This is a genomic window from Senegalia sp. (in: firmicutes), from assembly GCF_052088025.1.
Taxonomy (GTDB): domain Bacteria; phylum Bacillota; class Clostridia; order Tissierellales; family SIT17; genus Anaeromonas.
On record NZ_JBQCYD010000056.1, the window covers coordinates 1 to 13,710 of the forward strand.

At 31.9% G+C, this 13,710-nt stretch carries 10 protein-coding genes; 9 read left to right on the forward strand and 1 reads right to left on the reverse strand.

What is annotated here, in order from left to right:
- Positions 1–85 precede the first annotated feature (85 nt).
- The 6 genes from ACTHUW_RS11410 (at position 86) to ACTHUW_RS11435 (ending at position 7,571) form a co-directional block, all read left to right on the forward strand.
- Complete coding sequence (locus tag ACTHUW_RS11410) at positions 86–1,840, forward strand: ABC transporter ATP-binding protein (protein ID WP_442197183.1); 1,755 nt, start codon at positions 86–88, stop codon at positions 1,838–1,840.
- Positions 1,833–3,581 (forward strand): ABC transporter ATP-binding protein, encoded by a 1,749-nt coding sequence (locus ACTHUW_RS11415; RefSeq protein WP_442197184.1) that lies wholly within the window; start codon positions 1,833–1,835, stop codon positions 3,579–3,581. Before ACTHUW_RS11410 ends, ACTHUW_RS11415 begins: the two co-directional genes overlap by 8 nt.
- Positions 3,582–3,725: 144 nt before the next feature.
- Positions 3,726–4,307: an MptD family putative ECF transporter S component gene (locus tag ACTHUW_RS11420; RefSeq protein WP_442213330.1), complete on the forward strand. Its 582-nt coding sequence runs from the start codon at positions 3,726–3,728 to the stop codon at positions 4,305–4,307.
- 20 nt (positions 4,308–4,327) lie between these two features.
- Positions 4,328–5,053: an energy-coupling factor transporter transmembrane component T gene (locus ACTHUW_RS11425; protein WP_442197186.1), complete on the forward strand. Its 726-nt coding sequence runs from the start codon at positions 4,328–4,330 to the stop codon at positions 5,051–5,053.
- A gap of 3 nt (positions 5,054–5,056) precedes the next feature.
- Positions 5,057–6,517, forward strand: a complete 1,461-nt coding sequence (locus tag ACTHUW_RS11430; protein WP_442213332.1) for an ABC transporter ATP-binding protein — start codon at positions 5,057–5,059, stop codon at positions 6,515–6,517.
- Positions 6,518–6,566: 49 nt separating this feature from the next.
- Complete coding sequence (locus ACTHUW_RS11435) at positions 6,567–7,571, forward strand: helix-turn-helix domain-containing protein (RefSeq protein WP_442197188.1); 1,005 nt, start codon at positions 6,567–6,569, stop codon at positions 7,569–7,571.
- Positions 7,572–7,827: 256 nt separating this feature from the next.
- Here ACTHUW_RS11435 and ACTHUW_RS11440 read toward each other — a convergent pair whose 3' ends face one another.
- Complete coding sequence (locus tag ACTHUW_RS11440; RefSeq protein WP_442197189.1) at positions 7,828–9,258, reverse strand: transposase; 1,431 nt, start codon at positions 9,256–9,258, stop codon at positions 7,828–7,830.
- A 195-nt stretch (positions 9,259–9,453) separates the two neighbouring features.
- Here ACTHUW_RS11440 and ACTHUW_RS11445 point away from each other — a divergent pair, with 195 nt between their 5' ends.
- Genes ACTHUW_RS11445 through ACTHUW_RS11455 form a run of 3 tightly spaced genes read left to right on the forward strand, consistent with a single transcriptional unit; the run spans position 9,454 to position 13,595 of the window.
- Positions 9,454–11,196 (forward strand): ABC transporter ATP-binding protein, encoded by a 1,743-nt coding sequence (locus ACTHUW_RS11445; protein ID WP_442213338.1) that lies wholly within the window; start codon positions 9,454–9,456, stop codon positions 11,194–11,196.
- A complete protein-coding gene (locus ACTHUW_RS11450; RefSeq protein ID WP_442213334.1) occupies positions 11,189–12,934 on the forward strand; it encodes an ABC transporter ATP-binding protein in 1,746 nt (581 codons plus the stop codon). The genes ACTHUW_RS11445 and ACTHUW_RS11450 overlap by 8 nt, the downstream gene beginning before the upstream one ends.
- Before the next feature lie 46 nt (positions 12,935–12,980).
- Positions 12,981–13,595, forward strand: coding sequence for a hypothetical protein (locus ACTHUW_RS11455; RefSeq protein ID WP_442213336.1), 615 nt, complete (start codon positions 12,981–12,983; stop codon positions 13,593–13,595).
- Positions 13,596–13,710 lie beyond the last annotated feature (115 nt).

Here is a 13,710-nt window from a genome sequence, read left to right on the forward strand (position 1 = left end):
TTTTTTAGTAAGATAGATATATTGATAACCATTATCAATATATCTATCTTTATTTTATATAAAATTAATTGGAAAGGTGATAAATATGGAAGGATTAAAGAAAGCTTTTAGCTATTCAAATGAACACAAGAAGAAAACTTTTTTAGCATTTTTTCTTATTCTTTTAAGTGGAATTAGTGGAATAGTGCCATTTCTGTTGACATATGATCTTATATTGAAGTTTATAGAAAATGTTTCAATAGAGCTGGATTATTTACTGCTTATATCAGGGGGGATCATATTATCGTTATTTTTAAAGGGATTGTTCCTATATCAGGGATTAGATGCATCTCATCAAGTTGCATATGACACTCTTATGGAAATGAGAATAAAGTTTGTAGAAAAAATGAGGAAGATGCCTCTGGGGGAAATAAATAAAAAAGGTCTTGGAAGCTATAAAAAAAATCTAGTAGAAGACATAGACTCTATAGAAATCCTATTAGCCCATGCAGTTCCAGAAGGAATACCTGCTCTTATAGTACCCTTGTTAGTTTTTATAGTAATATTTTTAACAGATTGGAGACTGGGGCTTCTCTCCCTTGGATCAATACCCTTTGGACTGATAGCAATGGCAGTTATGATGAAAATTGGAACAAAGAAAATGCCTGCTTATTTTAGAGCAAGGGAAGATATGAATAAGACCATAGTAGAGTATATAAATGGTATGGATGTAATTAAAATATTTGGAAGAACTACAGATTCATATGATAGGTATAAAGATTCAGTAGAAGGAAATAGGGACTTTACCTTAGATTGGTTCAAAGAGTCTTGGACCTATATGGCATTGTACTCTGCGATACTTCCTTGTACAGTATTGCTTCTTCTACCATTTGGCTTAAATATGTACTTAAATGGGAGCGTAGAGCTTGGGCAACTCATATTATCTATTATGCTAGCAATGAGTGTAGGAGGACCCTTGACTAGGGTAATAGAATTTGTTCCTGCAATAATACAACTTGGATATAAGATTGACGAACTAGAGAAAACTTTCCAGGGATCTGGATTAAAAGAAGGAAAAGAAAAATTAGTAATAAAAAATCACGACATAGAATTTGAAAATGTAACTTTTGCATATGAAGAAGAAGAGGTAATTAAAGATATAAGCTTTACACTGCAACAAAATACACTAACAGCTATAGTTGGAGAATCGGGAAGTGGCAAGTCAACACTTGCAAAACTATTAGTACATTTTTGGGATATAAAAAAAGGTAAAATAAAGATAGATGGGAAAAATATAAACAAATTTTCAGTATCGGATTTAATGGAAGAGATAAGCTATGTATCTCAGGATACCTTTCTATTTGATCAAAGTGTCCTAGAAAACATAAGGATAGGTAGGGTTGATGCAAGCGATGAAGAAGTCTATGAGGCTGCAAAACTTGCCCAGGCTCATGACTTTATATTGGAAATGGAAGATGGATATGCTAGCAAGGCAGGAGATTCTGGAGACAAATTGTCAGGCGGTCAAAAGCAAAGGATAACAATAGCTAGAGCAATTTTAAGAGACTCACCTATAGTAATAATGGATGAAGCAACAGCCTTTACCGATCCAGAAAATGAAGATAAGATTCAGGAGGCTTTGAGTAAGCTTATTGCTGGAAAAACTGTATTAGTAATTGCCCATAGGCTTTCTACAATAGTTGATGCAGATAATATATTAGTGATAGAAAATGGAAGACTAACGGGACAAGGAAAACACGAGTCGCTTCTAGAAAAAAATAATAAATACAAAGAACTATGGAATTCTCATTTAAAATCTATGGATTGGTCTATAGAAGTAAAGGAGGGAGAAGATGTTTAGTATAGTTAAAAGAATGATAGATTTTTCTGGAAAATATAGTGGAAACTTAAAGGGAGCTATAGTAATAAGCATCTTAGAAGCTATAACTATAAATACTCCAATTCTTTTTGTATTATATGGGCTCTTAAAGATAAATGAAGGCTCACTTTCGCGAGTGGATATATGGATAGTTGGGATAGGTTTAGTTCTTAGTGTAGCTTTAAGGGCCATATTTAGAAGATTGATAGATGGAATGCAAAGTGGAACAGGCTACAAGATATTTGCAGATGAAAGAATGAAACTTGGGGATTATTTAAAAAAGCTTCCCATGGGATATTTCACAGAAGGGAATATCGGAAATATAAGTGCTGTCTTATCTTCAGATATAGACTTTGTAGAAGAACATGGAATGCAAACCTTATCTAAAATAGTTTCTGGATCATTGGGAGTGATAATAAGTGCCATAGTCCTAACCATAGTAGACTATAGGATTGGTATAGTGGTTGCCTTGACAGTAGTAGTGTCTTTTGTAGTGTTAAATAGAATAGTTAAAAAGTCTAAGAAGTCTTCACTTGAAAAACAAGAAGTTCAATCAGATTTAGTAAAATCTGTAATAGAGTATGTCAAAGGGATTTCTGTTATAAAAGCCTTTAACCTAGAGGGACAAAGATCAAAATCTACACATAAGAGTTTTAAAGATGCTAGAGATTCTCTTATAAATTTTGAAAAGAGAATGGTCCTTCCTATGATAGTTTTAGATGGAATAATTGCTGTGGGAACTGGGATTTCTATTTTTTTAGCTGCTTATTTTGTATTTGAAGGGAGTATGGATCTCCCCTTTGCTTTTATGATTATGATATTTATTTATCAGCTCTTTATACCTCTTAGAGCTTTACCAGCTCATCTTGCTATGAGTTCGATAATGGAAGCTAGTTTAGACAGGTATGAAAAATTGATGAGAGAAGAGACAATAAAAGATAGCAATAAAAAAGTAAACTTAGATAGCTTTGATATAGAATTTCAAGATGTTCATTTCTCATATGAAAAGGAAGAAGTTTTAAAAGGGGTTAACTTTAAAGCAGAAGAAAATACTATGACAGCCCTTGTTGGAGATTCTGGATGTGGAAAAACGACAATAGCAAATCTAATAGCCAGACTTTGGGATATAGATTCAGGAACTATAAAGGTTGGTGGAATAGATATAAGAGATATGTCTATAGAAAGTCTATTAGAAAATATAAGTATGGTATTTCAAAGAGTCTATCTTTTTAACGATACTGTTGAAAAGAACATCAAATTTGCAAATCCACAAGCAAGCCATGAAGAAGTGGTTGAAGTTTGCAAAAAAGCAAGATGCCACAACTTTATTATAGGCCTACCAGAAGGATATGACACAGTAATAGGTGAAGCAGGTTCTACACTTTCAGGAGGAGAAAAACAGAGGATATCAATAGCCAGAGCAATGTTAAAAGATGCAGATATAATACTCTTAGATGAAGCAACTGCAAGTATTGATCCTGATAATGAAAGATATATACAAGAAGCTATAAATGAATTAGTAAAAAACAAGACACTGATTGTAATAGCCCATAAACTTTCTACTATAAAAAATGCAGATAAAATACTTGTAATAGATGAAGGAAAGGTAGTGGAAGAAGGCGAACACAAAGAGCTTATAGAGAGAAAAGGTAAATACTACGATTTTTGGCAAAAAAGACTCCAGTCAAGGAGCTGGAAAATAGGGGCTAGAAAAGCGCTTTGATTAAGATAATAAAAAGATTAGAAAATAGCATTGTCAAATTATCGATTTCTTGGAGCATAAATAATACCTCTCGGGATTGATAATCATTATCAATAACTATATAATAGCAGTAATTATAACTATATTGTATAAGGAGTGAAGTTTATGGAAACTAAAAAATTACAAACAAAGGATTTTATAAATGTGGGTGTTTTCACAGCAATTTATTTTGTGATATTCTTTGCTGTCGGTATGTTGGGATATATACCAATACTTTATGTATTGATTCCTTTTATCGCACCAGTTATTTCCGGAATACCTTTTATGCTTTTTCTGACAAGAGTTAAAAAATTTGGAATGGTTACAATAATGGGGACTATTGTAGGAACACTTATGACTCTAACAGGACATACATATCTGCCAGCAATATTTGGTTTTGTGTTTGGACTTTTAGCTGACTTAATCTTTAAGGCAGGCAAATATAAAAGCAAAAAGCTTTCATATCTGGGATACGGTGTCTTTAGTCTTTGGTTAATGGGTATGTTAGCTCCTTTTTGGATTATGAAAGATTCTTTTGAAAATATGATGTTAGATAGTATGGGTGTAGACTATACCAAAACAGTCATGGACTTATTTTCCAATATTGCTTGGACTTTTCCTATAATGACATTTTTGGGAGGTATGATAGGTGCGTTTTTAGGATTTACAATGCTTAAGAAACACTTTAAGAAAGCAGGTATTGCTTAAAGTTTGGGAGGATTTAACTTATGGAAAATACTTATATAAGAGTAATTTCAGAGGAGAATATGATAAAGCTTGATCCAAGGAGTAAAATATTAATTTTACTCCTTATGAATATAATGGCATTTACAACTGATACTTGGTATATAATGGCTCTTTTAGGGAGTATTCCTTTATCACTTTTAGTTTTAAATAAAAGATATCTTTTAGCCTTTTTTTGTGGTTTAATATACGCTATTTCATTGCTTGCTTATGTGTTTATGCTTGATACAGGCTTTACTATCCTAAGCATAATTGTAGCCATGATTACAAGTGTAATTTGCCGAATGGGGCCAGGTCTTTTGATGGGATATTACTTGCTAACTACAACTACAGTAAGTGAGCTTATTTCATCAATGGAAAGGATGCATCTTCCAAATGGGATAATCATTCCCATTTCAGTTATGTTTAGATTTTTTCCTACCATCAAAGAAGAAGCCTCATCTATTAATGATGCAATGAGGATGCGAGGGATTCAACTGGGAAAATCAAAAGATGGATTGATCGCGGTGTTAGAATATAGGCTTGTTCCTCTTCTTATATCTACTGTTAAAATAGGAGAAGAACTATCTTGCTCAGCACTTACAAGAGGGCTAGGTTCCTCAGGCAAGAGAACTAATATTTGTAAGATTGGTTTTGGAATAACAGATATGATTTATATAGTCTTTGTTTTAGCTGTATTTACATTGTTTATATTTACAAAGGGAGTATAAGATATGATTAATTTAGAAGGAGTTTCTTTTAGATATGAAAATTCTATAAGTGATAATGAAATCAGGAATATAAACCTTAATATAAAAAAGGGTGAGGTGGTTTTGTTATGTGGAGAGTCAGGCTGTGGTAAGACAAGCTTAACACGCCTTATAAATGGTTTGATTCCCAATTATTTTCCTGGGGACTTGTCTGGAAAGATTGAAATTGATGGACAGGATGTAGCGAAACTATCCTTAGAAGAAATTTCAAAAAAAGTGGGAAGCGTTTTTCAAAATCCTAGATCCCAGTTTTATTGTATGGATACCAATTCAGAGCTTGCTTTTGAATGTGAAAACCAAGGTCTACCAGTAGATGATATTTTACAGCGTATAGAATTAACTGTTTCCCACCTACACATTGAAGATTTAATGAATAGAAATATATTTAAAATTTCAGGTGGTGAAAAGCAAAAAATTGCATGTGCATGTATTCATACATCTTCTCCAGAAGTTATAGTACTTGATGAACCATCTTCAAATCTTGATTCACAAGCAACAAAATCTTTAGGTAAAATTATAAAACACTGGAAAGATGAAGGTAAAACCATAATACTAGCTGAACATAGACTTCATTATCTAAAGGACATAGCAGACCGTATGATTTTTATGAAAGATGGGGAAATAGAAAGAGAATTTAAGATGGATGATGCTAAAAAATTAGAATCAGATGAACTAGCCTCAATGGGTTTAAGAACATTGAAGGTTAAAGACTTGAAACTAGAAGGTCAAAATACAAACATTGAAGATCGAGAAATAGAGCTATTAGACTTTTGTTATTCATTTAAGAAGGATGAAAAAGTTTTAGATATAGAAAAGCTGAATCTACCAAAGGGTAAAATAATAGGACTTATAGGGCATAATGGAGCAGGAAAGACAACATTTGGTAGATGTCTTTGTGGACTAAACAAGAAATTCAAAGGAAAGATTAGGCTAGGCAAAGATACCTTTAAAAAGAAAGAATGCATCCAAAATGCCTATATGGTAATGCAGGATGTAAACCATCAACTATTCACAGAAAGTGTAGTAGAGGAAGTTTCCCTAAGTATGAAAGAAGATGATGAGAAAAGAGTAAAGGAGATACTCCAAAGTTTAAACCTATCACAGATGGAAGAACTTCATCCCATGTCGCTTTCGGGAGGACAAAAGCAGAGAGTTGCCATAGCAAGTGCCATAGCATCTGAAAGAGAGATTATCGTCTTTGACGAACCCACAAGCGGGCTAGACCTAAAACATATGATACATGTAGCAGAAAATCTAATAAAACTTAAAGATATGGGTAAAACAATTTTGATAATAACACATGATTTAGAGTTAATATTAAGGACTTGTGAATATATTGTCCATATGGAGAGTGGAAAGATAGAAAAATCTTATTTTTTAGATGAGAAGACTAGTTATAAACTTAAAGATTTCTTTATAGAGTGAGGGAGAAGATTCCTATACTAATTGTAACTCAATCATTAGGAGTGATATTATGGAAGATAAAAAATATATAAATCAAGTATATTTTGAAAATATAGGAAAAAGATATTTCAGAGAAATGATTAACAGACCTACAAGAATATCCTATGAGGTAAATGATGATATAGGAAGTGGTAGTATAAATAGAGTAATATTAAACAAGGGTTTAGAATTTACTTATAATGAAAATTTTACAGCACATTCTCAAATGTTAGATAAGGAAATAGAAAATAAAAAGTTTTTTGAAATAAGCTACTGTATGGAAGGGGAAGGAATCTTAAATCTACTTACTAGTAATGAAAAGATAGAGATGAAAAAGGGACAATTGAATTTTCATACAAATAAAAACATCTGTGATGAAGAAGGATATATTTTCGATATGAAAAACTACACTGGAGTTGGGATTTGCTTAGACAATGATATTCTTAGAAAACAATTTTTCCCTGGATGTGAAGATTGTATGATAAAAGAATGGGAAAAAGATTTAGATTTTATCTTTGGAGAGGCAAACTCTTATTCTATAGAAGCGCCTCAGTGTATAGTCTGGGATATAAAATGTCTACTATCCTATGATTATGAATTTAAAAACATATCAACCCTACTTTTATGTCAGAGTAAATTGATGGAGATAATATCTAAGAGTGTAAACTACGCTATAAACAAAAGAAAAATTATAAATCTAAATAGTGGGGACAGAGATTATATAATTAAAGCCAAAAATATATTAACACAAAACATAATTTCTCCACCAACCATAGAAGAATTATCAAAAGAATGCAATGTAAATACCTATAAACTAAAAAAAGGATTTAAAGAATTGTTTGATGATACACCCATGGGATATTTGAGAGAAATTCGTATGAATAAAGGAAAATACCTCCTAGAAAATACAGAAGAATCCATATCAAATATAGCAAGTATAGTAGGGTATCAAAATCCAAGCAAGTTTTCACAAGCATTTAAGGTCAATTTCAATATGACACCTAGTGAGTACAGAAAAGTTAATAGAAATATATAATATGTATGTATTCAAATTTCAATGTTTATAGATAAATTCGATTATAACCTCAATCTAAATATAGGACTGAGGTTATATCTTTTAGGAGCATAAATAATACTCTTTGGAGTTGATAATGATTATCAAATAATTGTAAAATGGTATTAGTTACAATAGATAGTTGCAGAATGTAGATTTAAATCACTATATAAATAGGCACAACAAATTAAAGGTTAGAACTAACCTCTAAAATTTTCATATGTAATTAGAAATATAACTAAGCTATCAAAGTTTTAATTGCAAGAGGTTTATCTGAGTTACCAGTTTTAAATATTAGAATAAAAGCTATTAATTGAGAAATACAAGCAAGTAATATATCTGATTTTAAGGTTACTGTTTTCCTAACTTTAGAAGTTTTAAGTTGGATAAAGTTTTTAATTTGAGAAATGGATCTTTCACAAATAGTCCTAAGTTTATATAATTTTAACCATTTGATACTATCACGTGGTATTGAAGTATTAAACCTGTAATTGTGATGAATAGTGAGGTTCTTGATTCTCCCACATTTAGAAGGGGAACAAGGATTTTCACAGCTTAAGATGTAGTGTGTTTTTCCTTTAATATTAGCCTTTTTAGACTTAGGACAAAGGTATTTAATTCTATCAGCACGACCTTTTTCTTTTATGATACCATCATAAACCATAGGAAAAGAGGGATCATTAGGACAAAGTGGAATACCATCTTCATCAAAACCAGGTTGAGCTAACTCAGATGAATTACGAGGATTGATACTGATAATAGGCATAATATCTCTATTATGAAGATAAGCATAATTATCATCAGCATCAAATCCAGAATCACCCAAGAAGTATTTGTAATTAAAATCAGGATGAAGCTGGAAGAAAGTTTCTAAAGAAGGAATTAAAGACATAGCATCATATTGATCTTTAATATCCTCAGGTCTTAAATCTTGATCAAGTAAGTTGTCAGAATCATAGAAGTTAACATTTCTAACAAGACCAAGAGCATTGGTAGAAAGGATACACTTTAAAAAGTATCCAAAATGACCATTAAGGTAAGTAAGTTTAGCATCAGGATTAGAAACAGAAAACTTAGGCATCTGACCCTGAGCATACTTTTCAATATCAAAAGTAGAATCAGGATTATTCTTAGCAAATAGCTTAGAGAAAGTTTTAGCTTTTTTAAGCTGAGATTGATAAAACTTAGGATTGTTTTCAGTAACATAAGCTTCAATCCCAGTAGTATCAGAGATTAATATAGAAGATAAAAAAGGATTAATTTCTTGAGATATGACTTCAGTAAAATCAACCAAATTATTAAACAAGTCATTTAAATCATCAAGGAAATAAGTAGTAAATCCGGAAAATTGAGATTTATGCGGGACCTTTAAGAATCCACAGAAGCTACGGAGTTCAGAAGAAATAGATAAAAAAGTGATTAGTAAATCAGTAGAAGGAATCGATAAGATGTTTTTGATAATAAAACTATTTAGCATAGATTCCAGAGTAAAATCTCTTTTAGCACCAAACTTAGAATAATACTTCTGATAAAAAGAAAAAGGGATAAAGTTACTGATGTTTATATGTTCATTTAATAAAGATAGAAGATCATCTTGATTTTGATTATAGAATTTATCAAAATCAGTAGAAATATCAGAAAAACAAATTTGTTTAGCTGAAACTGGCATAAGATTCTCCTTTCATTTGTTTTTGAGTTTATGCTTCTTATAAAACATATATACCCAAAAATGGGGGGATTCTAGCTATTTCAATGTAAATAAACGTAGTAAATATGCGAGTTGTAGAGTTCTGCAACGAGCTATAATTAGTTACAAATAAAGGAGGATGGTAAAATGGGTACTTTGAAAAAACTTCAAAATTATATGACGGGAAGAAAAGCGCTTCTTCCAGCAGCATTGATCTTATCAGGAATAAGTTCTATCGTAGGAATGATACCATACATTCTTATATGGTTTATAGTTAGAGAATTATTTCTTTCGGGAACTAATGTATCCGCTGATTTAATAATTTCCTATGGATGGTGGGCAGTTGGGACAGCTATTGCTAGTATTGTTTTGTATTTTGTAGCATTATCATTGTCTCACCTAGCGGCATTTAGAGTGGAAACAAATATGAGAAGAGTAGCTATGAAAAAAATAATCTATATGCCCCTTGGATTTTTTAATAGCAAGACCACTGGGCGTATACGTAAAATAATTGATGAAAATGCAGGAATCACTCATGGGTTTTTAGCCCATCAAATGCCTGATCTTTCAGCAACTATATTAATGCCTTTAACAGTATTAGTTTTAATCTTCGTTTTTGATTGGAGGCTTGGATTAGCTTGCTTGCTTCCTATTATCTTTGGAGTGCTAGTGATGAGCATTACAATGGGTGCTAAAAACAAAGTCTTTATGGAAAGGTATATGAATGCTCTTGAAGATATGAATACAGAAGCTGTTGAATATGTAAGGGGGATTCCAGTTGTAAAAGTATTTCAGCAAACAATATATTCTTTTAAAAGTTTTTATAAAAGTATTATAAACTATAAAGAAATGGTAACCACATATACTAATATGTCAGAGAAAGCTATGTCGGCATATATGGTGATAATTAATAGCTTCGTTTTCTTTCTGGTTCCAGTGGCTATTTTAATTATCAACAGCACGGGAAATTATTTAACTACAATTCTCAATATGTTTCTTTATGTCATATTAACACCTGTTTTTTCTCAAAGTATTATGAGGAGCATGTATTTAAGCAATACTATATGGCAAGCTGGTCAAGCGATTGATAGGATGGAGAATCTTACCTCTGCTAAGCCACTAGCTGTAACTTCTAATCCTCAGTCTATACTAGACCATAATATTAAATTAAAAGATGTTTCCTTTACTTATCCAGGAGCTGATAATAAAGCAATAGAAAATATAAATCTCGAAATAAAAGAAGGTCAAACGATGGCTTTGGTTGGATCATCAGGAAGTGGGAAGACTACTATAGCCAGATTGCTAGCAAGATTTTGGGATGTAGATGAAGGAGAAGTTTTAATTGGAGGTATAAATGTAAAGGATATAGATCCAGATAAACTTATGAACAATCTTTCTTTTGTATTCCAAAACACCCGACTTTTTAAAACGACCATACTTGACAACATCAAGTATGGCAAGCCTTCAGCAAGCATGGAAGAAGTCGAAGAAGCTGTCCATATGGCCCAGTGTCGAGATATTATAGACAAATTGCCAGAGGGATTAGATACAAAAATTGGAAGTGAAGGAACCTACCTTTCAGGTGGAGAACAACAGAGAATTATCTTAGCGAGGGCAATACTTAAAAATGCTCCTATAGTTATCTTAGATGAGGCAACTGCTTTTACTGATCCAGAAAATGAACATCTGATTCAAGAAGCATTTAAAAAACTTACTAAGGGAAAAACTGTGCTTATGATAGCACATAGATTAACAAGTGTGACTTCTGCAGATAAGATCTTGGTCCTAAGTTGTGGAGAAATACTTGAACAAGGGGACCACAAGGAATTATTAGAAATGGAAGGGACTTATGCAAGTATGTGGAAGGAATATCAAGAATCTGTGGTTTGGAAAATTGGGGAGGAGGTTCAACATGTTTAGAATTCTAGAAAAAAGATTTGCCCTATCAGAAAAAGGGGCCAAAAGTTTGGTTAAAGGAATATTTTTTACAATATTACTAAACCTATCCCTTATGTTACCAGCAGTATATATGTTTTCTTTTTTGGATAGTTATCTACGAAAAGCTTTTGATAGCTCAGTTTCTATAAGCGATGGAATTTGGTATTACATTTTACTTGGCTTAGGTTTTATGATGATTATGTTTGTACTTGCTATACTTCACTATAGAAATGCATACACCATCGTCTATGAAGAAAGTGCTAATCGTAGGATATCCTTAGCCGAAAAATTAAGAAGGCTTCCATTGGCATATTTTGGAGAGAAGAATCTTTCAGATCTTACTTCAACAATCATGGAAGATGCTACAGCCTTAGAGGAAATTTTCTCCCATGCTGTGCCACAATTATTTGCTTCTATTATAAGCATTGTATTGATCTCCATTGGAATGTTTATTTTTAATTGGAAGCTAGCCCTAGCTCTTTTTTGGGTGGTCCCACTAGCAGGAGGCTTAATATTATTCTCAAAAAAATTCCAACAAAAAGAAAATATAGCATTATATAATATAAAGCGTGAAGTCAGTGAACAGGTACAAGAGGGACTTGAAACAGTACAGGAAATAAAGTCCTACAATCAAGAAGACAGATATTTAAAGGACTTAAATAAAATAATTGACGGTTATGAAAATCAATTGATCAAAGGAGAATTAAAGATTGGAGCTCTAGTAAACACATGTCAAAGCTTGCTTAAGCTAGGATTAGCAAGTGTTATAATCGTTGGTGCGAATTTGATATTGTCAGGGAACATTGATACATTTACCTACCTGATTTTTCTCCTAATATCTTCTAGGGTCTACGGACCTATAAATGATGTATTTAATCATTTGGCAGCTCTTCTTTACTTGGATGTACGTATTAATCGTATCAATGAAATGGAAGCTATGCCAATTCAAGAAGGAAAAACAACATTTGAAACTGATAATTATGATATAGAATTTAAAAATGTTGATTTTTCATATGAGGAAGATAAAAGTGTTATAAAGAACGTCTCATTTACAGCAAGGCAAGGAGAGATAACTGCTCTTGTCGGACCATCTGGTGGAGGTAAAAGTACTACTGCAAAACTTGCAGCTAGGTTTTGGGATATTGATAGTGGAAAGATCCTATTAGGAGGCTATGATATAGGAGAAATAGATCCAGAGACCCTACTAGAAAACTATTCCGTAGTATTTCAAGATGTAGTTCTATTTAACTCTTCAATAATGGATAATATTCGCATTGGGAAAAGTGGTGCTAGAGATGAAGAAGTAATCCAGGCGGCGAAATTAGCCCAATGTGATGAATTTGCTTGTAAAATGCCTTATGGATATGACACTATTATTGGAGAAAATGGAGAGACTCTTTCAGGAGGAGAAAGGCAGCGTATTTCTATTGCTCGTGCCTTACTCAAAGATGCACCGATAGTACTTTTAGATGAAGCTACAGCTTCTTTAGACGTTGAAAATGAAACGAAAATTCAAACGGCTATATCTGAATTGGTAAGAGATAAAACTGTATTAATAATTGCCCATAGAATGAGAACCGTTGCAAAAGCAGATAAAATTGTTGTTCTCAAGGAAGGAAAACTGGTTGAAGAAGGAACACACGATAAATTGATTGATGAAAATGGAGTTTACGCAAATATGTGGAATATTCAACAAGAAAGCTTTGGATGGAGTTTGTAGAGTTTTCATTTAATAGAGAAAATAAAAAAGAAGGGGGTGGATAATTATGGATATAATAATAATCACCATTATAATAATTTCTGGAATTAGTAACATGATTGCCGACATCTTATTGTATTCAGGAAAAGACCATAAAAACAAGAATCAGACTAAGGAAGAAAGAGTGATGAGAACACCAGATAAAAATATTATAATTTCTGGAATATTGGGTTTGATTTCTGTTAGTTTTTGGATATTGCCAAATTACTATTTATCGAAGATAAATACATCAATTGGATTTATTACTATGACATCTTTTGGAATTTTCATTGTTTCATTAGCAACATTTCATGTAGTATGCTGTTTTATTATGATTTTTTATAAATGGAATAATGATATGATTGAGAGACTTTTAAAACTTATGAATAGCTATAGACTTGTATGTGTTTTTTATGCTGGTATATATACTCTTTCTATGATTTATTTATCAATAGATGAAGTTCTTAAAATGAATATATTCCAATATATTTCACTTCCTTTTTTTAGTTTCATAATCTTTCAGCTTATGTTAGGCAAGATATTAAAAAAAATTCCCCACTTTTCATCTGTGGCTGGCACACTTGGGATGATTATATCTCTAATTGGAACAATAAGTATTATGACTGGTAATAATATTGTTTAAAAGGCACGAATAAATGGATATGTTAAAAAAATTAATGAAAATTAAAGTTAGTATCTTAATAAAGGAGTGTTTCAGATGAATAGGACATTAAAGAAAAGAAAAGGAAAACAAAAAG

Bases quoted from the DNA above. Each gene is read 5' to 3' on its own strand.
- ACTHUW_RS11410 (WP_442197183.1), top strand. From the start codon at position 86: ATGGAAGGATTAAAGAAAGCTTTTAGCTATTCAAATGAACACAAGAAG.
- ACTHUW_RS11415 (WP_442197184.1), top strand. From the start codon at position 1,833: ATGTTTAGTATAGTTAAAAGAATGATAGATTTTTCTGGAAAATATAGT.
- ACTHUW_RS11420 (WP_442213330.1), top strand. From the start codon at position 3,726: ATGGAAACTAAAAAATTACAAACAAAGGATTTTATAAATGTGGGTGTT.
- ACTHUW_RS11425 (WP_442197186.1), top strand. From the start codon at position 4,328: ATGGAAAATACTTATATAAGAGTAATTTCAGAGGAGAATATGATAAAG.
- ACTHUW_RS11430 (WP_442213332.1), top strand. From the start codon at position 5,057: ATGATTAATTTAGAAGGAGTTTCTTTTAGATATGAAAATTCTATAAGT.
- ACTHUW_RS11435 (WP_442197188.1), top strand. From the start codon at position 6,567: ATGGAAGATAAAAAATATATAAATCAAGTATATTTTGAAAATATAGGA.
- ACTHUW_RS11440 (WP_442197189.1), bottom strand. From the start codon at position 9,258: ATGCCAGTTTCAGCTAAACAAATTTGTTTTTCTGATATTTCTACTGAT.
- ACTHUW_RS11445 (WP_442213338.1), top strand. From the start codon at position 9,454: ATGACGGGAAGAAAAGCGCTTCTTCCAGCAGCATTGATCTTATCAGGA.
- ACTHUW_RS11450 (WP_442213334.1), top strand. From the start codon at position 11,189: ATGTTTAGAATTCTAGAAAAAAGATTTGCCCTATCAGAAAAAGGGGCC.
- ACTHUW_RS11455 (WP_442213336.1), top strand. From the start codon at position 12,981: ATGGATATAATAATAATCACCATTATAATAATTTCTGGAATTAGTAAC.